The organism is Candidatus Paceibacterota bacterium, from assembly GCA_036517255.1.
GTDB lineage: Bacteria > Patescibacteriota > Minisyncoccia > Phycocordibacterales > WO2-35-19 > DATDXE01.
Genome location: DATDXE010000004.1, coordinates 38,932 through 59,600, shown reverse-complemented (window position 1 = coordinate 59,600; position 20,669 = coordinate 38,932). Strand labels below are relative to the sequence as shown.

The window sequence follows — 20,669 nt, the reverse complement described above, 5'->3', positions numbered from 1 at the left end:
TACCAAGGGTCCCCCTTGGTTTTTTTATTTCAACTTCGAGCGTCGCAAAAAAGCTGGAACCGCACTCCAATCATCTTCATCATCTGCTTGTATCGTCTTCTTCTCCTCTTTTTTTGGTTCTACTGCAGGGGAAATCATTTCTTCTTCCTCTTTTTTATTTCTATTCAAAATTGGAATAGCATTGAATATTTTATCCTTAGTCATCTCTTCTTTATCACTGAAGAGAGCTTTTTTCATGTAGTTTTCAGGAAAACCTGAAGCGATAACAGTAATTTTTATTTCACCTTTACGTAGCTTGTCGTCGTGAGCAGTACCGAAAATAATTTTAGCATTTGGATCAACTGATTCGGTGATAATCTTTGCCGCTTCTTGTATTTCAAACATAGTAAGGTCGTCCTGCCCAGCGATGGAAAAAAGTACTCCTTTGGCCCCAGTAATCGAAACTTCTAGAAGAGGGGAGTTGATGGCCATTTTGGCAGCCTCTTCCGCTCTGCGTTCACCTGAAGCTTTGCCTATGCCCATGAGTGCTGCTCCCGCTCCTTCCATAACACTACGGATATCAGCAAAGTCTATATTGATGATGCCGGGAGTGGTGATAATATCGGAAATTCCTTCCACTGCTTGTTTCAAAATATCATCACAGATTGAGAATGCATTTTTGGCCGTAGTGTCCTTGTCGACGGTCGCGAGCAACCTGTCGTTTGGGATGACGATGATGGCATCGACTGCTCCACGCAATTCATCGAGGCCTTGCTCAGCGAGTTGCATCCTCTGTTTTCCTTCGAACGAAAATGGTTTGGTCACTACTGCTACGGTCAGGGCGTCGAGTTCCTTCGCTGTACGAGCGACGATGGGAGCGGCTCCTGTGCCGGTGCCGCCTCCCAGTCCACAAGTGATGAATACCATGTCGGAACCTTTGATCGCTTCCTGTATTTCTTCTTTAGTTTCTTCCACCGCTCTTTTGCCAAGATCGGGGTTACCTCCAGCTCCGAGGCCTCGAGTGAGATTTTTGCCAATATGAATTTTCTTTTTGGCGAGAGAATGATGAAGGTCCTGCGCGTCACTATTTATAGCTACGAATTCAATTCCTTTTACTTTGGAATTGATCATGTGATTTACAGCGTTCTTTCCAGAACCACCGACACCGATGACTTTTATTCGTGCAAATGTTTCTACCTCTGGCTTGATTTGTGGCATATTGCCTGGATTCTAACAGAGCCCTTCCTGAATGCAAAGTTGAAAAACTCCCCAAAAATGTCCTGGTTTAGAAAATATTAAGGTAAAAATTGTTTGAACCAGTCGAAGATTTTGGAGAAGAATTCGCCGCCGTGGCGGCTAAGGCCGAGGCGCTCCTCTTCTTCAGGGATTGTGCCCATGATACATAGGCCGTAAGCCACTGACCAAGATGAATCTTTCAGTTGAATTTTGCCTTCGCCCACTTTGAGCGAAGCTACGCGGGATGGTAAGTGTAGGGTGGCCCTCGCGACATCTTCGACAGAATTAATATAAGAGCCTCCACCAGTAATAATTATTCCGGCCGGCAAAAGGCCATTCTTGCCGATTTTTTTCAAATGAGTTTCTACTAGCTCAAACATATCGGAGAGCCTAGCTCCCACTATTTCTTCCAGCCTTTTTTGGGGATATGAAGAATGAGTAAGTCCTCCGATTTTTATGACCTCAGCTTCTTCCAAGGCTACTTTTAATCCAAGAGCAATATCGTTGGTTATATCTGAACCGCCGATAGGGAAAACTTCAAGCGAGATGGGTATGTTGTTTTCAAATACTACGATCGAAAGAGTCTCAGCTCCTATATTGGCGAGGACACAACCGGCCATTTTTTGTGGTTTAGAAAGAGTGACGAAACTTGCGGCGATAGGGGAAGCAACGACATCGATCACATCTATACCAGCTTCTTCCACTGCTTCTAGAAGGTCATTCAAGTGGGGCTCAAGGCAGGTGATGAAAAGCACTTTCACTTCTATTTTTACTCCTTTCATGCCAAGCACTCTTCCTAATACTGGTTTACCATCGATTTTCCATTGTACTGGTATGGTATAAATTATTTTCCTGTTTTGGATTACAGCTTGAGGTATGGCTTCTTCAGCGCTTGTAGTTGCGGCATCGATATCGAGCTCTGTTACTATTTGGTCGCCACGCGATACGATGCTATGTCCTACGGCTACAGTGCTTGATAGGCCTATACCACCGACTGAAATATAGGCTCTACGTATTCTCTGGCCCGAAGTTTTTTCAGCTTGGGCAATAGCCGCTTGCACACTTTTTACTACATCTCCAGAATTTATAATATAGCCATGGCGTAATCCTTTCGATTCAGCACTACCGCCCCCTAGTATTTTAGGAAATTCTCGCGCTTTTTCGTGCGACGATACCACTACCCTTACTTGGTATGTTCCTATGTCTATTCCTGCTGTTATTTTTTGGCTCATTCTGATGATCTTTCTCGATTTTATTGTGGGGGTGTCGTATATTAAAAATATTACAAAACTTTTTTTCCAGTCTATCCATTTTACTACCATGATCGAGCCCTTTCAAATGAACAACTGCGTGGATAAGGAGATAGGATAGGTACTCAGAGGCTTCCATTCCAAACTCCCTAGACTTTTTCCTCATGTTTGGGAGAGAAAATAAAATTTCTCCTTCCTCCTTCAAATTAAAGGCGAGCACGTCGGTCGATTCGTCCTTATTCCTATACTCTTTATTTATTTTCCTCATCTTCTTCTCTCGGACGAAAGCGATCGAAGCAAAGTATTTCTTGCCCAATATTTCGGGAATGATTTTATTGAAAGCTAAGTCCAAAAAGCCCCCTGGTATGCGGGGCTCGTGACATTCTGAGGTGATAGAGTAATTCTTGCCTTCAGCGATGAGTATCATTTTTTTGATTACCAAGGGTCACCTTTGGCCAAAGGGGTTCGGGCCAAGGGTGACCCTTGGTAAACTCTTAGTTCATTTTATCGGGCATTTTGCCCATTTTGATTGCTTCGCGCACTACCTCACGACGCTTGATGCGCTTCAGCGCCTTCTTCTTTTTCACATAATCAGAGAGAGTTCTCTGGGAGTAGCGGATAGAACGTAGACGTGAAAGTACTCCCGATCCTTGCACCTTTTTAGTGAATTTCCTTATGATGGAAAGGTTGTTCTCCAATCCGCTTTTTACTATTTCGACATTCGTTGCCATGTCGGGCTATTCTAACATAGCTCAAGATAGTAGACAACAGTATTTATAAGGTAGATAAAAACTGCTTGTATATTGGGTTTAAATATGGTTGGATAGGAAACAGGAGGTGTAAAAGCACTATGGAAGTTCCCAAGTATATGCAGCAAGGGTCATCAGGGCCTTGCGTCCAGATTCTGGCCGCATTTCTCGTCAAGCAGCAAACTGTCCCTTGCGACTTTATTCCTAATCAGCATTTTGGCCAGAATTTGACCAAGATGTTGCGGGAATACCAAGGAGATGAAGGGCTTCAAGTTGATGGAGGTTGTGGTCCGGAGACTCGGAGGAACATGAAGAATTACGACTTTCACTTCGACGACTTCTGCCGGCATACCACTGGCGTAACGAAGTTCGTCCAGCCAGACGGCAGTGTCATCGAGTACGATCCCGCGGCTCCCTGATCCGGAGGCCCGCCAGAGCAACAACCAACAGGTTTCGCTCTGGCGGGCCTTGTTGTTAATAAACCCCACCCGGGCTTCGCTTCGACCTCCCCTTAGCAGGGGAGGTAATACGCTACGGATTCGAGGATTTTGTTTTCCCTCCCCTGCTAAGGGGAGGGAAGGGTGGGGTTAAACCCCCAATATCACCGGAATCACAATCGGTCTTTTGGCGGTTTTTTGGAAGAGAAAGCGAGCCACGGCGTCGGTCACATTACCTTTGATAAAGTCGAAATTGATTGGGTTCATTCCCATAGCACTTTCTTCCACTGTTTTCTTAATGAGAAGGCGAGCGTGTTGCATCAATTCTTGCGATTCGCGCAAATAGACGAAACCTCTAGAAATAATATCAGGCGATTTGCGAAGCCGACCAGTTTTCAAGTTTATGGTCGCGACGATGACGAACATTCCATCCTCCGCGAGCATTTTACGATCGCGCATTACTACTTCTTGCACATCAGCGATGGCAAATCCATCGACCATAACAGGGGATGAGGGAGCAGTTTCTTTCAGAGCTTTTATTTTCTCGCCACCTTCTTGTACTTCTATGATCATACCGTTGTCAGGTACCACGATATTCTCTGGAGGCATGCCTAAATTTTGAGCCAACTCCTCATGTACCCGGAGCATATAGTGGTTGCCGTGAATCGGAATGAAGAATTTTGGATTTACTTTTTTATGGATCCATTCCAATTCGCCTCGGTTGCCGTGGCCAGTCGAGTGGATATAAACATCGCTGGTACGATAATGGATAATTTTTGCTCCTTGTCGCGCCAAGTTATCTTTCAACTTTTGGACTGACCTTTCATTTCCAGGAATAATAGAGGAAGAAAGTAGTATGGTGTCGCGATTGGAGATTTTTATATATTTGTGGGTTTTGGATGACATACGCATTAGAGCGGCAAACTCATCGCCCTGAGCGCCTGTCGCCAATATGATAACTCTGTCGGGCGGTAAAGTATCCATTTCCTCTGTAGTGATGATGGTACCCTTGCCTACTTTCAACATACCGAGCTCGCGCACGATTTCTATATTTTGCTTCATACTTCTGCCTTCCACTACCACTTTTTTTCCATTACGCTCTGCCGCCTCGATAATGGCGATCATGCGCTCAAGCTGGGAAGCAAAGGTGCCGATTATGAGTCGACGTTTGGTGCTTTTTATTATTTCTTCCAAATTTTGATGCACCAATTTTTCAGGGGTAGAAAATCCAGGATTATCAACATTGGTCGAGTCCATCATCAATAAGAGTACTTTTTCTTTACTGAATCTTGCGTATTCTTTTTCTTCTCTTTCTGTCGGTACACCGTCCACATGCTCAAGCTTTATGTCACCCGGGTTTACCACGAGGCCATATGGAGTCTCTATCACGATACCCATTGAATCAGGAATAGTGTGGGTGACGGAAAAGAAGCTCACTTTCGTTTTTCCGAGCATAATAGTGTCCTCTTTTTCTACCACTCGCATATCGAGAGGTGGTAAGTGGGGGAATTCCTCCTGTCTCTTTTTGATCATGACAGTCGTGAGTAGGCGTGAGTAAAGGGGTGGGTTACCTATACGATCCATGATGTAGGGGATGCCGCCGATGTGATCCAGGTGGCCGTGGGTTATGAGTACGCCTCGTATTTTTTCTTTTCTCTCTTCAAGATACTTTGTGTTCGGTAAAATGTAGTCTACTCCTGGGGTATCCTCATCTCGGAATTGGAAACCAGCATCCATGACGAAAATATCATCACCGATTTCGATGGCGGTCATATTCTTGCCTATTTCCTCGGTGCCACCGAGTGGAATAATGCGTATATTGTCGCCGACTGGAGGGATATTTAAAGTTATGGGAGCGCTAGCCTCTGGTAATTTGTAATCGCGTGGTATCGGGCGATCACCTCGCCTGACAAATGGCCTACGATCTCTCGATGGTCCTCTCGTTCCTACTCGAGGCCTGTCCCCTGGGTGAGTCATAGGTCTTCTGCTGGGAGCGATCACACTATTACTTGCTGGCCTACCAGCGATAAAAGGCCGACTCCTTTCTCTCGTCGGAGCTCCTGTCGCCGTTCTCTCTGTGTTTTCTGTCCCACTTTCAGAATGAAAACTTCTTATGCGGAATCTTCCTGAGTCGTTTCTTTGTTGCATTACTTTTATTTTTTAATTACTTATTATTTTAATAAATAGGATTTAATTTGAAAAAACACTCCATACCTTCTCTGTCTCTATGTACCACTTTTCAATGCCCATAAATCTGCTACTTCCGCTCGATATATTATCCAAATCCACATTTTTTATCCTTGGGTGTATGGCATATATGAAATCAGGTGCGTAGGTAAATATAGCTGGTATATCATTTATTATTTCCGACTCGAATTCAGCTCGCTTCTTATTTATCGTCCCTATATCGGTAGCTGTACGCATCTCCTCAAGCAGTTTGTCAGTGGTGATATTTGCGTAAAGAGCGATATTGAGGCCTGGGTCATTACGAGCTGATGAATGCCAAAACGGATAGAAATCTAAATCTCGACCGAAACTTTCTCCAAACAGAAGGGCATCATATTTTCGAGGTTTGATAACATTTTGATTCAAATCTCCTGACTCGAATACTTTTATTTCGACATCGGCTCCCAACTGCTCCCAACTGCTTGCTAATATATCAGCGGTGGCTTTCAGTTCCGGCGCGTCGGAAGTAGAGATAGAGAAAGAGAGCCTCTGATTTACTGATTTTACTTTCTTTTCTAATATACCATCTTCATTCGCTTTCCAGCCTGCTTTTTCTAACACAGCCTTTGCTTCTTCGAAGTCATTATCGGAATCGACTATCCATCTACTTTCTTTAGCTGGTATCGGCCCTTTCAGTGGCAAACCATAACCTTTCAAAACCTCTTTTACCAATTTTTCTTTGTCGATACTGATATCAAGAGCTTTCCGTACTTCTGGATTTAGGAATACTCCGGCTTGATTTTGATTGAAAAATACTCCAAACACTCTAGGCATAACATATGAGGCAATATTGAAACCTTTTTCTTTCAGGATTATAGCTACCTCTGGCGATAGTCCGGCTACAGAGTCGATACTACCACTTTCGTAGGCTTTTACTAAAGCTTCCTCACTTTGGAAGAACCTTATTTCGACTGTTTTTATAAATGGTTCTTCACCTGTATATTTTTTGAATGAGGAAAGGGTGACCACTGTCGGCACTCCACTCGAATTATATTTTATATCTGATGCTTCGTATGGGCCAGAGCCGACAGGTTCGATGTTCAATTGACTGAAAGGCAATTCTTCTGAAGTAGCATCTTCCCACACGTGCTTAGGTAACACTCCTTGAGTCAAATTTTCGAGGAACGAATAATACGGCTTCCTTAAAATAAATCTTAGATTCTTCTCATCCACCACTTCTACTGTTACCCCTTCCCAGTTACTGCGCCTTGGGCTTTTGAGTAATGGATCGAGTGCTTTCTCTATAGTAAAGGCGATATCTGTGGCCGTGACTGGTTTACCATCGTGGAAAAAAGCATCATCCCTTATTTTTATATCATAATTAAGGCCATCCTGTGATATTGAATAGTATTCAGCTAAGTCGGCAACATATGTGTCACCGCTATATTTAAGGAGGCCGGAATATACTAGGGTGGACAGGCTCTTATCAGTCTCTGAAATGGCGAGTAAAGGATTTACAAATCGTGGACTGCCGACCATGCCTTCGGTAAGTTTGCCACCGTGCCCGGGTACTTCTACTAGGAAAAAGTTGTTGGCTTGCCAAGCGGCAGAAAGGCCAGAGAAGAAAAGTACAGCTGCGAATAAGTAAAAGAGTATACGCTCGGTCGGTCCGAACGAACTTATGACAGAATTAAAAAATCCGTTAGCGTGTGAATTTTCCATAAATTGCGCTTTCAAGTAATTTGAGCGCAGAAATTAAAACAAGGAATCGATGGGATTAAGTATATCTTAGTAAAGAATGTTTGCAAGGGCAGAGAGTACAAAAAGTATAGCTACTGCGATAGTGGCTCGGAAAATATACAGTTCTGCACCGCGGCGAGTACGGTATTGACCTTCACTTCCAGAAGCACCAAAAGCACTCCCGAGTGATTCATCCGAATGTTGGATCAGTATCAAAGCTACCATGATAACTGACAACGCTATCTGTATGTAGGAAATAATAACTGACATATGTATGACTTTGACTATAACTTAAATAGAGCTTTAGGGCAAATGCTACTCTGTTGACTCTATGTAAAAAACAAGATATTATCCGAGCGAAATTCGCGGCATTATCGGTGAATTATTAATTAACTTTTTCTAAATATGAAGAAGAAAATCAAATCGAAAACAGTCAGATCAAAAGCTGGGAAGAAGGCTTCTTTGTCTATAGTCAAAGGTAATAAGAGAGGCATCATGCCTCTTGGGGATAGAGTGTTGGTGAAGCCTTTAGATACAGATGAAATGAGCAAAACAGCTTCAGGTATCATCATTCCCGACACTGTAAGTAAGGAAAAACCAGAACAAGGGCTAGTGATCGCTCTCGGTGAAGGAAGAGTCAATCAAGACGGTAAAAAGATTCCTATGAGCCTAAAAGTAGGAGACAAAATAATATTTTCAAAATATGGCTATGATGAGGTGAAATATGAGGGGGAAGAATATTATATTCTGAAAGAAGAAAATATATTTGCGGTCATAAAGAATTAAAAGAAGAAAAGAAGCCCGCCTGAATGACAAAGTCGGGCAGGGAAAAATTAAAATATCAAAACTATGGCAAAGAAGATTTTATTTAGTGAAGAAGCAAGAAAAGCTCTGAAAAGGGGGGTGGATACTGTGGCCAATGCGGTCAAGATAACTATTGGGCCACGGGGCAGGAACGTAGTCCTCGATAAGGGCTACGGCGCACCGACTATTACAAATGATGGAGTTTCTATCGCCAAAGAGATCACTCTTTCTGATAAATTCGAAAACATGGGAGCAGAAATAGTGAAAGAAGTGGCTTCAAAAACAAATGATGTTGCTGGGGATGGTACTACTACTTCTGTTATTCTAGCCCAGGCTCTTATCGCGGAAGGCTTGAAGCACACTAGTATGGGGGTGAATGCTATGAGTTTAAGGAGCGGTATAGAAAGCGCTTCGGAAAAAGCTATAAAAATCCTTTCTGATATTGCCAAGCCGATTAAAGATAAAGAAGAAATACGCCAGGTAGCTACCATATCAGCCGAGTCGGAGGAGATAGGTACTATTATTGCAGAGACTATTGAGAAAGTTGGTAAAGACGGGGTGGTGACAGTGGAAGAATCGCAAGCCTTCGGTGTCGATTCTGAGGTGGTGGAAGGTATGGAATTCGATAAGGGCTATGTTTCTCCATATATGATCACTAATAGTGAAAGGATGGAGGCGGAATATAAGGATGTGCCAGTGCTTCTCACTGACAAAAAGATTTCTTCTTTAAAAGATATCTTGCCTTTGCTTGAAGCGGTCGCGCAGACTGGTAAAAAGGAATTAGTGATAGTGGCTGACGATGTCGATGGTGAAGCCCTGACCACTCTTGTAGTAAATAAACTTCGAGGAGGTTTCTCGGTCCTTGCAGTCAAGGCTCCAGGGTTTGGTGATAGGAAAAAGGAAATGCTCCAGGACATTGCCGCTACTTTGGGAGCTCAAGTGGTATCTGATGACCTGGGTATAAAAATTGAAAATGCTACTTATGAGATGCTTGGCCGGGCCGCTAGAGTTATTTCTACTAAAGATAGTACAGTGATCGTAGGGGGTAAAGGTAAAAAGGCCGACATAGATGAAAGAGTGAAGCAGATTAAAAAACAGAGAGAGCAAACTACTTCCAAATATGATAAAGAAAAATTTGATGAACGCATCGCCAAACTCACAGGAGGAGTAGCAGTGATAAAAGTGGGAGCGGCGACAGAGACCGAAATGAAATATTTGAAATTGAAAATCGAGGATGCTGTGGCCGCGACCAAAGCGGCTATTGCTGAAGGTATCGTCGCTGGGGGAGGCTCGGCTCTGATACGCGCTGCGAGGAAACTTCGAGGAGTAAAATTTCCAGCTCAAACAGGAGAGGAAGAAATTCTTGGGATGGAAATTGTGATGAAGGCTCTCGAAGCTCCACTGAGACAGATAGTGCTGAACACTGGCAAAGCTGATGGTTCGGTGGCCATAGAAAAAATAATGAATTCAGAGAAAGAGAATGCCGGTTATGATGCCCTGAAAGATGAATTTTCTGATGATCTTATTAAGCTTGGCATCATTGATCCGGTAAAGGTGACCAAAGCAGCTCTGCGCAATGCCGCTTCTGCCGCTGGTATCCTCCTCACTACTGAGGTAGCTATAGCCGATGAGCCTGAAGAAAAGAAGCCAGCTTCGCATTCTCACGGACCTGATATGGACTATTAAGATGTGTTTGTGCTATGATAATAACGGTAGTTCAGGTCGTGTTTTCCTATCACCTGCCCAAACTTTAGGACACAACCAAAGCTCGGACACTTTTAGTCGAACACGATCTAAGGCCCACCCTGGGCCAAGTCTCCTCCGCGGGGACGAAGGGCCGTGCAGCTCCTAGCTGCCGGCCTTTCTCATTTATGCTATAATTGGCTCAATCAACTAACCTTTTATACTATGACTCCAACATACATTATCTTAATCATACTTGCGGTGCTGGCTCTCTCTTTTGTCGCTTACTACAATCGATTTGTCCGCCTTGTCACTCGAGCCAAAGAAGCCTGGGCTGATATCGATGTGCAGCTTAAGAGAAGGTACGACCTCATTCCAAATTTAGTAAATACAGTCAAAGGATATGCTACTCATGAAGCCAGTGCTTTCGAAAATGTTACTAAAGCCAGGAGCTTAGCCATGGGAGCGGGGAGCCTAGAGGAAAAAGGTAAGGCTGAAAATATGCTCACTGGAGCTTTGAAATCTATTTTTGCTATTGCTGAAGCTTATCCCGATCTGAAAGCGAGTGAGAATTTCAAAGAGCTTCAGCGCGAACTATCTGACACTGAAAACAAAATCCAAGCCGCTCGCCGTTTCTACAATACCAATGTGCGTGACTTGAATATCGCGACCGATTCATTTCCATCAAATATAATTGCCGGCATCTTTAGTTTTTCAAAAATGGAATTCTTCGATCTCGACGGAAGCGAATCAGAACGCGAAGCCGTAAAAGTCCAGTTCTAACTTTCTATGGAGATAAAAGATAAAGAATTGCATAGGATTACCTCCACGGCTTTAGTTTACAAACCGGATTTTACCTACCTCATTACCAAGAGAGCTATGCATAAGAAAGTGATGCCGGGAAAATGGACCATTCCTGGAGGTGGCCTTTCTGTCGATGATTACATAGATACTCCCTCGAGTACTGGAGACGGAAAGCAGTGGTATGGAGCACTCGAAAAATCTTTGAGAAGGGAAATAAAAGAAGAAGTAAATTTAGAAATTGGTAAACCTGAATTTTTGGTCGACCTTACCTTCATTCGACCCGATGGTGTGCCCGTAATTTGTTTTAGTTATTTTGCTCCCTATATTTCTGGTGAAGTGAAGCTTGACGATGATGCTACCGATTTCAAATGGGTGACGGTGGATGAAGCAGCCGAATATGACCTGATCGACGGCGTATTAGGCGAAATCCAAGAGGTCCATAAAATTCTTTCAGACAGAAAATAATAATATGACCCCAAATCTTTATAGTCATCAAAGTGCAAATGTGGCGAAGACCTGGTTTTTGATGGGCTTGTTTTTGGTGGTCATAATCGCTGTCGGTTACTTTTTTTCTGTTTATTACGAGAACCCGACTATTTTGTATGTGGCTGTGATATTTAGTTTCTTTATGAACTTTTTGAGTTATTGGTACTCGGATAAAATTTCTCTCGCTCTGACTAAAGCCAAGCCTGCTACCCGAGAACAATTTTTTGATTTATATACGGTTACCGAAAACCTCTCCATCGCCGCGGGCCTGCCGATGCCGAAACTTTATGTTATCGGTGATTCAGCTCCCAATGCTTTCGCTACTGGCAGAAATAAAGAACATGCCGCTGTTGTTGTGACTACGGGTTTGCTAGAGAGGCTTGATAGGAGTGAACTCGAAGGAGTAATAGCTCATGAGCTTTCACATATAGGTAATAAAGATACGCTGGTGATGACAGTGGTCGTAGTGCTTGTCGGTTTCATTGCTATTCTTTCCGATATATTTCTCCGCTCACATATGTCTGGTGGGTCCAGTGGCCGAGATGATAATAAGGGAAATGTTTTAATGATAGTAGGTATCGCTCTTGCTATCCTTTCGCCCATTGTGGCTACTCTTATCAAACTAGCTATTTCACGAAGACGTGAATTTCTTGCCGATGCCTCTGGGGCTCTTCTCACTCGATATCCTGAAGGTTTAGCTAGTGCTCTTCAAAAAATATCTACCTACGATCGCCCCATGCGTGCGGCGAGTAATGCCACTGCACATCTTTTTATTTCGAATCCATTTGGTAGGGGAGCTAAAAGCATTTCAAAGTTATTTGCGACTCATCCTCCAGTGGAAGAAAGAATAAAAGCTCTCATTGGATAATTAAATTGGGTAAATAAAATAGAAATAAAAAGAGGGCCAGCACACGTGCTGGCCCCAAGGAGCGGAATGAAACCGTATAGGGAGAGGAGGTTAGTTATTCGGACTTCAACCAGACTCGAGCTTCTCGATCCTTTTGCGCGTAGTAGCGCTCAAGGTAATCGAACAGCTCATGTATGGCTAAAGTTAGAACTATACTCAATAAAACTAAGTACATACTCACCTCCATCTGGGTACAGTGTATCATACTCCGATATAAAAAGCAAGGGGTAAAAGGGGATTGTGCAAAAGGCTATATTTCAGGCTCTTTTTTGTGATATTATTTTTAATATATGAACACCATAAAAATATTTTTTGCTTCTATTATTGCTATCGCTGCTCTCGATCTTTTGTGGGTCGGCTTCATCGCCAACTCTTTTTACTACAATCATTTGAGTACCATTCTCCGTCTGAATCCTGAAGGAGCTGTTTCGCCTCGCATTCTGCCTGTCATCCTCATCTACATCTCGATGGCGGCTCTTGTTACTTTCTTTGTATTAAATGTTCCGGCTCAAAGTTCCCTTTCAGTTCTTTTGCGAGGAGCTTTGTTTGGTTTACTTGTTTATGGATTTTACAATTTTACTAATTTGGCTCTAATCGAAAAATGGGATTGGTCAGTCGCTCTCATTGACACTCTCTGGGGCGCTGTGATTTTTGGCTTCTCTTCTTTCCTGGTAGCAAAATTCGTTGCGTAAAGGTAATATAGCTCTGTAAGATTATAGGATTATTTTGAAGCTGTCATAATTTTGGAACCGTCGCATAGTGGTCTAGTGCGCTCGCTTGGAAAGCGAGTAGGCCGAAAGGTCTCGAGAGTTCAAATCTCTCCGGTTCCGCCTTCGCCCGCTATAGCTTTAGCGGCGGCGGGATTTACTGAAGATTTTTTTACAAGTAAGTTTTCGAAAAATAAATTTATGTCAATTAAAATAACTTATTTTGTACATGGCACTACTACCGATAACGAACGACATGTTTCCTCTGGCTGGAAAGATGTTGAACTTTCTGATATCGGGATAAAACAGTCGATTGATTTAAAAGAGCAAACGAAAGATAAAAAATTTGATGTTGTATTCTGCTCTGATTTAAAGCGTGCTGTAAAGTCAGCTGAGCTATCTTGGAGTGGAATGTATCCGATTATTCCTGACGCAAGGCTCAGAGAATGTAATTATGGAAAGCTGAATGGCGCTCTTTCAGAAATTGTGGAGCCGATGCAGGAGGAAGAATGTCTTGAAAAACCTTTTCCTGAAGGAGAGAGTTATGAAGATGTGAAGGCTCGTATTACTGACTTTCTTGAATTCCTCAAAAATAATTATGATGGGAAAAGTGTTGCTATCGTAGGCCACAAAGCCCCACAAATTTCTCTAGAAGTTTTACTTAATGGTAAAACTTGGAAACAAGCTCTCGCCGAAGATTGGCGTAAAACCAAATCCTGGAAACCAGGTTGGGAATATGAAGTAGTGTAATTCGTGTTAGAATTTTAGTATGCCGAAGTTTCAATTGAAGTTTATTGATGTCATGATCGGAGTGGTGCTTGGTATTGGTTTTCAGTTTTGGACCGAACTGCGCGAGCCATGGCAATATATCGCTTTTATTTTTGCTTACTTGAATATTATTGATTATTGGATCGATTACAATCCCCTTGCCAAAAAATATGCTTTGAAGTTGGAGATAGATGTCATATTGCACACCCTCATCATTTTCAGCATGTTCCTACTTATATTTGGAACCCAAAAAACGGTTAGCTATTTCTTAATGTCTTTTGCTTTCTATCGTTTAGCTGATATTTTGTGGATATGGCGGATCAAAAGCGAACACAGAGTGCCTCACTCCGACCTAATGTTTTTGAATACTTGGTTCTTGTATGATTTTGTCGAAATGATTGTTGCTCTCGGGCTCTACTTTATTATCGCCGAAAATATTTTGGGCCAAATGACGGCCCTGATTGTATTTATATGTGTGAGAGCGGTAACCAGATTTATCGAAAGTAAAAGCTATAAAAAAGTGTTCTATTCAGTTTAATTTTGCTTACTTTTGCCTATATTTACTATTTTCTATATTTACTTGTATTTCATCACAGGTAAGTGTATAATGTGTTTGTATTAAGACGAGGAGGGATCCGAACGGTTTATACCTAAGGAGCCCTTTTCTTTTATCTAGAGTCTTATTTTTGCTTTGATATCAGGATTTTCTAAATAATCGAAGAATTCTGAACCCAAACTTTTATATAAAGATGATGCGAACTCTTTGTTTGGAAAGAGTATTTTCTTAAAAACATCTTTTTTGATCATGTAGTCAACGACTTTTTTATAATCACCATCACTTGAAATCAGAATAATTTTGTAAAAATCTTTATTATCAATAAGGTTTTTCATTATTTCAAAAACTATGTCGGTATCTACGTTTCCTTTCTTTTTGGCAATTAATGCCGAATTATGTTCTTTAAATAAAACAATGAATCCCGCTTTTTGTAGATTGTTGTATAAATCTTGTTGTTCTTCAGATACATACCCTAGAAAATAATATGCTTCTTTAGTTTTATATTTATCTTTCAAATAAATGCGAAATTTGTTGAAATTAATCTTCCAACCATTTTGTATGGTACCGAGATGAAGATTTTGTCCATCTATAAAAGCAAGATTATTTTCTTTCTTATCCACCAACATATATTATCAGAAAATACTAATACTTTAATAATAAAAACTAAATATACTCTGAAACCTCAAAAATATTTACTGCTTGGGTTTTGTATTTAATATAGATTTGTTGTACATTTTTAGTATGGATAAAACCTGGACATTAGAAGTAGGAGATCTTTTTAGTACAGTGGGTATAGACAAGATGGGTCTAGTAGAAATGAATAGTAATACCTATGACTTCGATCCTAAAAAACCGAAGGATAGTTGGCTGTATCCTGTATTTTTGGGTTTTCAGGAACTAAAGAAAGAAGGTTTTAAAGCAGAAACTTTTGCTACTATTGGTACAGGTTCTGGGATTGATTCAATCGGAGTCTACGAACTTTTCCATCCGAAGAAAATCTACCAGGTAGACATTCATCCAAACATTCCAGAACTTGCTCAAAAAAATGCTAAATCTTTGATTGGCGATAGCACGGAAGTAGAAACTTACTTGGGTGATTTATGTCAGCCATTGATTGATAGAGGTATAAAAGTCGATTTGGTGTACGCTAATATTCCCAATGTTCCTTCTGATGGACTCGTGTTTGATAAGAAGGTTGCTGCATCTCAATTCCTAGCTCGTGACGTAGAAGATTGTCCAGAGATTTTACAGAAATGGTCTCTGACTCTACAGTATTTATTTTTAAAACAAGCTAAACAGGTTCTAAATCCAGGAGGGGTTATTGTAAATGCCGTAGGTGCTAGAGTCCCGTATGAAGTTTTGGAGCAACTCTATTTTGCCAATAAATATGAAGTAAAAGAATTGGTCAGTATCTATAAAATTCAAAGTGAACCGGAAGATACTCTAGCGGGTTATTCTAGGGACGAGAAAAATGGTGTCGAATTTGATTTTTATGATCACGAAAAAACATGGGCCTTTTGGCAGGACAAGCTTGAAAATCAAAAATGGAGCACTCCCAAGTTAAAAGAAGTTTTGAAACCATTTAGAATTACAGCCACGCAAGCCCTAGAAGCATTCGAAAAAGAAGGAAAGCAAGCAGGTCATGTGTGTAGTATTTTCAAGTCGACACCTTAATCCATTATGTTTAAAGATGTTTTGAGCTTAATAGGTAATACCCCTTTAATCCAAGTCGGTTTTTCTGGACCCGCTAAATTTTTGGCTAAATTAGAATATTTAAACCCAGGTGGAAGTATCAAAGATCGTTCTGCTCTTTACATGATTGAGCAGGCGGAAAAAGAAGGTTTATTAAAACCTGGCGGCACGATCATTGAGGCGTCTTCTGGTAATCAAGCCATAGCTCTAGCAATGATTGGTGCTATCAAAAAATACAAAGTCGTCATTACTTTATCAGGAGAGAAAGTAAGTCAGGAAAAAATCAAAGCTATCAAGGCGTATGGAGCAGAAATCGTAGAATGTCCGTTAACTGATTCTATTGATGATCCTGATAGTTATCACAATCGAGCGAAAACTATCTTAACTGAAACTCCGAACGCTTTTATGCCGGATCAATATTTTAATTTGAAAAATCCTGAAACGTATTATCATTCATTAGCTCCTGAAATTTGGAAGCAGACTGAGGGAAAGGTTACACATTTTATTGCGGCTGTAGGTACCGGTGGTCATATTAGCGGAGTAGGAAAATTCCTTAAAGAAAAAGATTCTAATATTAAAGTTATAGCAGTCGATACAGCCACATCTTTTCATCAGACTAAAGGTAATCCTAAACCATATAAACTTGAGGGTATCGGTATAGATTTTAACGCTCCTTGTGTAGATGAAAAAGTAATCGATGAATTTTTCCCAGTAACTGATGAACAGGCAATAAAAATGCTTAAAACTATGGCTCGCGAACACGGATTATTAATCGGTGGTAGTGCAGGAGCTGTCGCTTACGCTGGAAGTGAATATGCAAAACAATTAAGCGAGGGTGATTTGGTGGTTATGGTTTTTGCTGATTCTGGAAGAGCCTATTTATCAAAGAATTATTACTAAAATTTGTAGTTAAAATTATTCGCTAACTTCAAAAATATTTACACCTTGGGTTTTGCCTTTGACGAGGGCTTCGCCGAGGGGTTTTGATTGGATGTTCAGGGAAGGAGAAATTTTGTGGAGAGTGGCTTCGGATATAATGAAGTGGGTCTGGTATTCCTTATTCAAACCTTCAAGGCGAGAGGCTATGTTGACTGTGTCACCGATCACAGTGTAATCGAAACGTTTTTCTGAACCCATGTTACCGACGGTAGCAATGCCGGTGTGGATGCCGATGCCGATATCTATAAAAGGCATATCTTGTTTTTTCCATTTATTTTGTAGAGCGGTAAGACGTCGCAGCATACCAAGCCCTGTTTTGACCGCTCTATCAACTTGGTCACTTTGCTCTATCGGCGCGCCCCAGAAAGCCATGACAGCGTCGCCTATGAATTTATCGAGTACGCCGTCGGTCGCGAGCACCTCCTCCGTCATTTCAGTGAAATATTCGTGCAGTAATTTGGAAAGAGTTTCCGGAGCAACTGATTCGCTAATGGTGGTGAAATTGCGGATATCGGAAAAGAGCACCGTTACTTCTTTACGTACTCCGCCGAGCTTCAGCAGTTCCGGATCATGCATGATCGCTTCTACCACTTGAGGCGAAAATCTATTTTGGATAGTCCTATGCAGTTTCCTTTTTTCCATCTCAACCTGGTACCATTTATAACCAGAACGTATCAAGAATATTAGGATCAGTCCGACAAGATTGATGAAGAAGGGGAGGGCGACACTTTCGGTTTGCCACAGTATTAGGCTTGCTATTGGTAGCCCGATAACTAGTACAGTAAATATTTTTGAAACATTACTTGTTTTTATTGAAAGGGGTAAAAGCAAAATGATCAGCCAAATTATTAGGCCGAGCAGAACATAGTATTTAGTTGGCGCATAAGCAACAGCTCTACTTAAGAGAATATTGTCCAAAACATTTGCATGCCACTCGACTCCGGAGATAATTTCACCTGCTACTGGGACATAAACGTAATCGCGCAGGTCGCTTGCGGTCGCCCCCACCAAAATTATTTTATCTTTCAAATCTTCACTTTTTATTTTACGATTTAAAACATCGCTGTATGAAATTGTTTGGAAAGATCCAGCCTTGCCACTGAAATCTATAAGGAGGTTTTGTTCTTTTGGTAAATTTGCTCCCACTATTTCTGCCAATTTGAAACTAAATGGTAGAAATGTTTCTTCTTTTGTCCCAAGAGATTCAGGAAATTTTCTGGTAATACCATCATCGCTCTCAGGAACATTCACGTGGCCAGTGTTTTTCGAAAATATGACTGGTTTTAAAAATGATTGGGGAGTTTCAGAATTTTTTGTAAATATAGCTTGGGTAGTAAGTACTGTTGGGAAAGAAGCATTTTCTATAGCAAAAGCGAACGCACTATCGTTTAGGTCATCTTGCTTTTCAGAAAAATTTATATCAAAAGCTAATACTTGAGGTCCATAGGAATCTAAAACATTTAGAAAATCGGCGTGCACTTTTCGATTCCATGGCCAACGACCTATTTCTTCTATGCTCTTATTATCAATCGCGGCGATCACGATATCGGGATGAGCTGAGTGAGCTGAACGGAAAATGTCGAGAGCTCTATATTCAAAATTTTGAAATACCCCAGAATAATTTATGAGAGTAAGAACCACTATTGTGAGGAATCCAAAAGAAAAGTAAAACTTGTTACGGTTCATAATATGTATTTGGGTTTGGAGGAGGAACAACAGGATTCGCTTCGATTACGACAGTGACTCTGTTTGAAACTAAGTTACCTATTTGGGCCGATATGGTAGTCGTACCCACTGTATTGCTCCCGAAATAGCCGGGGGAAGTTATGTTTCCCCACTTTTCACTTTTTATCCAAGTCAAATTTGCAAATGGCACTTCTTGCACAGAGCCATCAGGATAACTAGCTCTTACCAGAAGTCTAGTCTCCTCGCCTTGTTTTATTTTAGATTTATTTCCATAAAGGAATATGGAAGTGATTTTTTTCTCTACTTGTTTGGGAGGATTTACTATGTTTATAGGAACGGCTTCTACGATTTCTTCTTCAGCAGGATGGGCCCATTCTGTAAAGCCTGCTTTAGCATCTTCATCCACATTCCACTGTATCCAATCATCATAGAATTCTTTCGGTGCAGGTACTGGCCCCTTTGCAAAATCATTTTTTAAATTATTGTCTCTTAATACGAAAAGTTCTCCCGACAAAGTTTCTTTACCTTTCTTTTCTTCAGGAGTACCCATGAGCAGAGCCATATTTACCAAACCGCTATCCACATAGAGCTGGCTTATATTAAATAAATAATCAACATTAAAAATAGTGCCTCGCACGGTGGCGACCGCAGTCGGAGTTTCGACACTGTAAGACTCATTTTCTGATAATGGTTCTACTCTCGACCACATTCGACCACTCTTCAATTTGAAATTGTCTTCTCCCAATATTTCCACTTCCGAACCTGATTCGAGGCGCAAGAGGCCACCATTTTTCAATACGATAGAAGCTCTTGCGTCAGTGTTTATTTTGACCCCATCCATCCTTTTTACCTCTATACCCGTTCTACCTTCTACCAATTTTTCAGCCCGAGTGATCGTAGTTTTACCTTCGTATACATTCAAATTTCCGATTGCCTTGTTCGAATTTTGCTTCCAATATAAAAGTACTCCTCCAAGCAGGATAACAGTAGTGAGAATCAAAATTTTAGGAGAGAGAAATTTCTTCATAACAACAGTATGAGTATATTGCTTGAGAGAATAAAATCAAATGAGATATAATGGAAGCATGGGTTTATTTTCTGACAAAATACGGGTGGGGGTATTGCGGGGCGGGCCTTCGGGTGAGTATGATGTGTCGCTGAATACTGGTATGGCAGTTCTTGAAAGCCTTTCAGCCGATATTTATCAGCCGATTGATATTTTTATTTCTAAAAATGGCGATTGGCATGAGGAGGGTTTCTCTAAACAGCCAGAAAAGATTTTGAAGAAAATTGATGTGGCTTGGAATGCCTTACATGGTAATTATGGTGAGGATGGCACTGTCCAAAAACTTCTCGACTCCTTCGGTGTACCTTACACTGGGTCAAACTCCTCTGCCTCGGCTGTGAGTTACGATAAAGTAGCTTCAAAGAAAGAATATAAAAGAGCGGGCATAAAAACTCCTGTAGGTACTCATATAAATTTGAAGGATCTGACTCGCGATGCTATTCGCGAAGTTTATAAAACCTTGCCGCCTCCATATGTTGTCAAGCCTGCGTCTTCCGGCTCATCTTTGGGAGTGAGGATAGCGAGCTCCCTGCCTGAACTGGAAGAGGCGGTGGTCGCCGCTTTCGAATACTCACCTGCTGTTATCATCGAGGAATATATAAAGGGTAGGGAAGCGACTTGTGGGGTGGTGGATGAGTTTCGAGGTTCGCACCATCACGCTCTTTTGCCTATCGAAATAAAACCAAAAAGTCACTTTTTTAATTACGAATCGAAATATGCCGATGGAGGGGCGGAGGAAATTTGTCCTGGTAATTTTTCCAAGGAGGAAAAGGATATGATCGAGGGGATGGCTATCATGGCTCATAGTGTCCTGGGTCTTCGCCATTATTCCCGCTCTGATTTTATAGTTCATCCTAAACGAGGAGTTTATATTTTGGAAACTAATACTCTCCCCGGTCTCACCAAAAATTCTCTCATCCCCAAAGCTCTCCGTGCTGCTGGCTCTAGCCTTTCCGAATTTCTGCATCATGTTATTTCGTTGGCGTTGGATAGAAAGTAGTAGTATTGTCGAAA

The 20,669-nt window shown here is 41.4% G+C and carries 21 protein-coding genes and 1 tRNA gene; 12 read left to right on the top strand and 10 right to left on the bottom strand.

The window, feature by feature from the left end:
• Positions 1 to 24 precede the first annotated feature (24 nt).
• The 7 genes from ftsZ to secG form a co-directional block, all read right to left on the bottom strand.
• Positions 25 to 1,197, bottom strand: coding sequence for a cell division protein FtsZ (ftsZ, locus tag VJH67_00685; GenBank protein ID HEY4515693.1), 1,173 nt, complete (start codon positions 1,195 to 1,197; stop codon positions 25 to 27).
• A 77-nt stretch (positions 1,198 to 1,274) separates the two neighbouring features.
• Positions 1,275 to 2,447 (bottom strand): cell division protein FtsA, encoded by a 1,173-nt coding sequence (locus VJH67_00680; GenBank protein HEY4515692.1) that lies wholly within the window; start codon positions 2,445 to 2,447, stop codon positions 1,275 to 1,277.
• Positions 2,356 to 2,892, bottom strand: coding sequence for an rRNA maturation RNase YbeY (gene ybeY, locus VJH67_00675; GenBank protein HEY4515691.1), 537 nt, complete (start codon positions 2,890 to 2,892; stop codon positions 2,356 to 2,358). Before ybeY ends, VJH67_00680 begins: the two co-directional genes overlap by 92 nt.
• A gap of 67 nt (positions 2,893 to 2,959) precedes the next feature.
• Positions 2,960 to 3,196, bottom strand: coding sequence for a 30S ribosomal protein S21 (locus tag VJH67_00670; protein HEY4515690.1), 237 nt, complete (start codon positions 3,194 to 3,196; stop codon positions 2,960 to 2,962).
• A gap of 605 nt (positions 3,197 to 3,801) precedes the next feature.
• Entirely contained in the window at positions 3,802 to 5,799 is a 1,998-nt protein-coding gene (locus tag VJH67_00665; protein HEY4515689.1) for a ribonuclease J, read from the bottom strand.
• Positions 5,800 to 5,841: 42 nt separating this feature from the next.
• Entirely contained in the window at positions 5,842 to 7,539 is a 1,698-nt protein-coding gene (locus VJH67_00660) for an ABC transporter substrate-binding protein (GenBank protein HEY4515688.1), read from the bottom strand.
• Positions 7,540 to 7,605: 66 nt separating this feature from the next.
• On the bottom strand, positions 7,606 to 7,827 hold the full coding sequence (gene secG, locus VJH67_00655) for a preprotein translocase subunit SecG (protein ID HEY4515687.1): 222 nt from the start codon (positions 7,825 to 7,827) through the stop codon (positions 7,606 to 7,608).
• A 225-nt stretch (positions 7,828 to 8,052) separates the two neighbouring features.
• Between secG and VJH67_00650 the strand changes: the two genes are divergently transcribed.
• From VJH67_00650 to VJH67_00610, 9 genes are all read left to right on the top strand, one after another.
• The gene (locus VJH67_00650; protein HEY4515686.1) at positions 8,053 to 8,343 is read left to right on the top strand and encodes a co-chaperone GroES; all 291 of its coding nucleotides are present in this window, start codon (positions 8,053 to 8,055) and stop codon (positions 8,341 to 8,343) included.
• Between the two features lie 63 nt (positions 8,344 to 8,406).
• Positions 8,407 to 10,047 (top strand): chaperonin GroEL, encoded by a 1,641-nt coding sequence (gene groL, locus VJH67_00645; protein HEY4515685.1) that lies wholly within the window; start codon positions 8,407 to 8,409, stop codon positions 10,045 to 10,047.
• Between the two features lie 222 nt (positions 10,048 to 10,269).
• Positions 10,270 to 10,827, top strand: coding sequence for a LemA family protein (locus VJH67_00640; protein HEY4515684.1), 558 nt, complete (start codon positions 10,270 to 10,272; stop codon positions 10,825 to 10,827).
• A gap of 6 nt (positions 10,828 to 10,833) precedes the next feature.
• The gene (locus tag VJH67_00635; protein HEY4515683.1) at positions 10,834 to 11,313 is read left to right on the top strand and encodes an NUDIX domain-containing protein; all 480 of its coding nucleotides are present in this window, start codon (positions 10,834 to 10,836) and stop codon (positions 11,311 to 11,313) included.
• 4 nt (positions 11,314 to 11,317) lie between these two features.
• Positions 11,318 to 12,202 (top strand): M48 family metallopeptidase, encoded by an 885-nt coding sequence (locus tag VJH67_00630; GenBank protein HEY4515682.1) that lies wholly within the window; start codon positions 11,318 to 11,320, stop codon positions 12,200 to 12,202.
• A 329-nt stretch (positions 12,203 to 12,531) separates the two neighbouring features.
• A complete protein-coding gene (locus VJH67_00625; GenBank protein HEY4515681.1) occupies positions 12,532 to 12,933 on the top strand; it encodes a DUF2177 family protein in 402 nt (133 codons plus the stop codon).
• Positions 12,934 to 12,986: 53 nt separating this feature from the next.
• Positions 12,987 to 13,071: transfer RNA gene (locus VJH67_00620), tRNA-Ser, on the top strand.
• 78 nt (positions 13,072 to 13,149) lie between these two features.
• Positions 13,150 to 13,698 carry a histidine phosphatase family protein gene (locus VJH67_00615; GenBank protein ID HEY4515680.1) on the top strand — a complete coding sequence of 183 codons (549 nt, stop codon included), beginning with the start codon at positions 13,150 to 13,152 and terminating at the stop codon, positions 13,696 to 13,698.
• A gap of 19 nt (positions 13,699 to 13,717) precedes the next feature.
• Positions 13,718 to 14,254 carry a hypothetical protein gene (locus VJH67_00610; protein HEY4515679.1) on the top strand — a complete coding sequence of 179 codons (537 nt, stop codon included), beginning with the start codon at positions 13,718 to 13,720 and terminating at the stop codon, positions 14,252 to 14,254.
• Positions 14,255 to 14,388: 134 nt separating this feature from the next.
• Here VJH67_00610 and VJH67_00605 read toward each other — a convergent pair whose 3' ends face one another.
• On the bottom strand, positions 14,389 to 14,898 hold the full coding sequence (locus tag VJH67_00605; GenBank protein ID HEY4515678.1) for an NYN domain-containing protein: 510 nt from the start codon (positions 14,896 to 14,898) through the stop codon (positions 14,389 to 14,391).
• Between the two features lie 115 nt (positions 14,899 to 15,013).
• Here VJH67_00605 and VJH67_00600 point away from each other — a divergent pair, with 115 nt between their 5' ends.
• The gene (locus VJH67_00600) at positions 15,014 to 15,946 is read left to right on the top strand and encodes a hypothetical protein (protein HEY4515677.1); all 933 of its coding nucleotides are present in this window, start codon (positions 15,014 to 15,016) and stop codon (positions 15,944 to 15,946) included.
• Positions 15,947 to 15,952: 6 nt separating this feature from the next.
• A complete protein-coding gene (locus tag VJH67_00595) occupies positions 15,953 to 16,864 on the top strand; it encodes a cysteine synthase family protein (protein ID HEY4515676.1) in 912 nt (303 codons plus the stop codon).
• A 15-nt stretch (positions 16,865 to 16,879) separates the two neighbouring features.
• Here the strand turns inward: VJH67_00595 and VJH67_00590 are convergent, their stop codons facing one another.
• The gene (locus tag VJH67_00590) at positions 16,880 to 18,589 is read right to left on the bottom strand and encodes an adenylate/guanylate cyclase domain-containing protein (protein ID HEY4515675.1); all 1,710 of its coding nucleotides are present in this window, start codon (positions 18,587 to 18,589) and stop codon (positions 16,880 to 16,882) included.
• Positions 18,579 to 19,616: a FecR family protein gene (locus tag VJH67_00585; protein HEY4515674.1), complete on the bottom strand. Its 1,038-nt coding sequence runs from the start codon at positions 19,614 to 19,616 to the stop codon at positions 18,579 to 18,581. Before VJH67_00585 ends, VJH67_00590 begins: the two co-directional genes overlap by 11 nt.
• Positions 19,617 to 19,656: 40 nt before the next feature.
• Between VJH67_00585 and VJH67_00580 the strand changes: the two genes are divergently transcribed.
• Entirely contained in the window at positions 19,657 to 20,655 is a 999-nt protein-coding gene (locus tag VJH67_00580; protein ID HEY4515673.1) for a D-alanine--D-alanine ligase, read from the top strand.
• The last annotated feature ends 14 nt before the right edge of the window (positions 20,656 to 20,669 follow it).

What these genes read in the sequence shown, in the direction of transcription:
- ftsZ (HEY4515693.1), bottom strand. Translation starts at nt 1,197, where the DNA reads ATGCCACAAATCAAGCCAGAGGTAGAAACATTTGCACGAATAAAAGTC.
- VJH67_00680 (HEY4515692.1), bottom strand. Translation starts at nt 2,447, where the DNA reads ATGAGCCAAAAAATAACAGCAGGAATAGACATAGGAACATACCAAGTA.
- ybeY (HEY4515691.1), bottom strand. Translation starts at nt 2,892, where the DNA reads ATGATACTCATCGCTGAAGGCAAGAATTACTCTATCACCTCAGAATGT.
- VJH67_00670 (HEY4515690.1), bottom strand. Translation starts at nt 3,196, where the DNA reads ATGGCAACGAATGTCGAAATAGTAAAAAGCGGATTGGAGAACAACCTT.
- VJH67_00665 (HEY4515689.1), bottom strand. Translation starts at nt 5,799, where the DNA reads ATGCAACAAAGAAACGACTCAGGAAGATTCCGCATAAGAAGTTTTCAT.
- VJH67_00660 (HEY4515688.1), bottom strand. Translation starts at nt 7,539, where the DNA reads ATGGAAAATTCACACGCTAACGGATTTTTTAATTCTGTCATAAGTTCG.
- secG (HEY4515687.1), bottom strand. Translation starts at nt 7,827, where the DNA reads ATGTCAGTTATTATTTCCTACATACAGATAGCGTTGTCAGTTATCATG.
- VJH67_00650 (HEY4515686.1), top strand. Translation starts at nt 8,053, where the DNA reads ATGCCTCTTGGGGATAGAGTGTTGGTGAAGCCTTTAGATACAGATGAA.
- groL (HEY4515685.1), top strand. Translation starts at nt 8,407, where the DNA reads ATGGCAAAGAAGATTTTATTTAGTGAAGAAGCAAGAAAAGCTCTGAAA.
- VJH67_00640 (HEY4515684.1), top strand. Translation starts at nt 10,270, where the DNA reads ATGACTCCAACATACATTATCTTAATCATACTTGCGGTGCTGGCTCTC.
- VJH67_00635 (HEY4515683.1), top strand. Translation starts at nt 10,834, where the DNA reads ATGGAGATAAAAGATAAAGAATTGCATAGGATTACCTCCACGGCTTTA.
- VJH67_00630 (HEY4515682.1), top strand. Translation starts at nt 11,318, where the DNA reads ATGACCCCAAATCTTTATAGTCATCAAAGTGCAAATGTGGCGAAGACC.
- VJH67_00625 (HEY4515681.1), top strand. Translation starts at nt 12,532, where the DNA reads ATGAACACCATAAAAATATTTTTTGCTTCTATTATTGCTATCGCTGCT.
- VJH67_00615 (HEY4515680.1), top strand. Translation starts at nt 13,150, where the DNA reads ATGTCAATTAAAATAACTTATTTTGTACATGGCACTACTACCGATAAC.
- VJH67_00610 (HEY4515679.1), top strand. Translation starts at nt 13,718, where the DNA reads ATGCCGAAGTTTCAATTGAAGTTTATTGATGTCATGATCGGAGTGGTG.
- VJH67_00605 (HEY4515678.1), bottom strand. Translation starts at nt 14,898, where the DNA reads ATGTTGGTGGATAAGAAAGAAAATAATCTTGCTTTTATAGATGGACAA.
- VJH67_00600 (HEY4515677.1), top strand. Translation starts at nt 15,014, where the DNA reads ATGGATAAAACCTGGACATTAGAAGTAGGAGATCTTTTTAGTACAGTG.
- VJH67_00595 (HEY4515676.1), top strand. Translation starts at nt 15,953, where the DNA reads ATGTTTAAAGATGTTTTGAGCTTAATAGGTAATACCCCTTTAATCCAA.
- VJH67_00590 (HEY4515675.1), bottom strand. Translation starts at nt 18,589, where the DNA reads ATGAACCGTAACAAGTTTTACTTTTCTTTTGGATTCCTCACAATAGTG.
- VJH67_00585 (HEY4515674.1), bottom strand. Translation starts at nt 19,616, where the DNA reads ATGAAGAAATTTCTCTCTCCTAAAATTTTGATTCTCACTACTGTTATC.
- VJH67_00580 (HEY4515673.1), top strand. Translation starts at nt 19,657, where the DNA reads ATGAGATATAATGGAAGCATGGGTTTATTTTCTGACAAAATACGGGTG.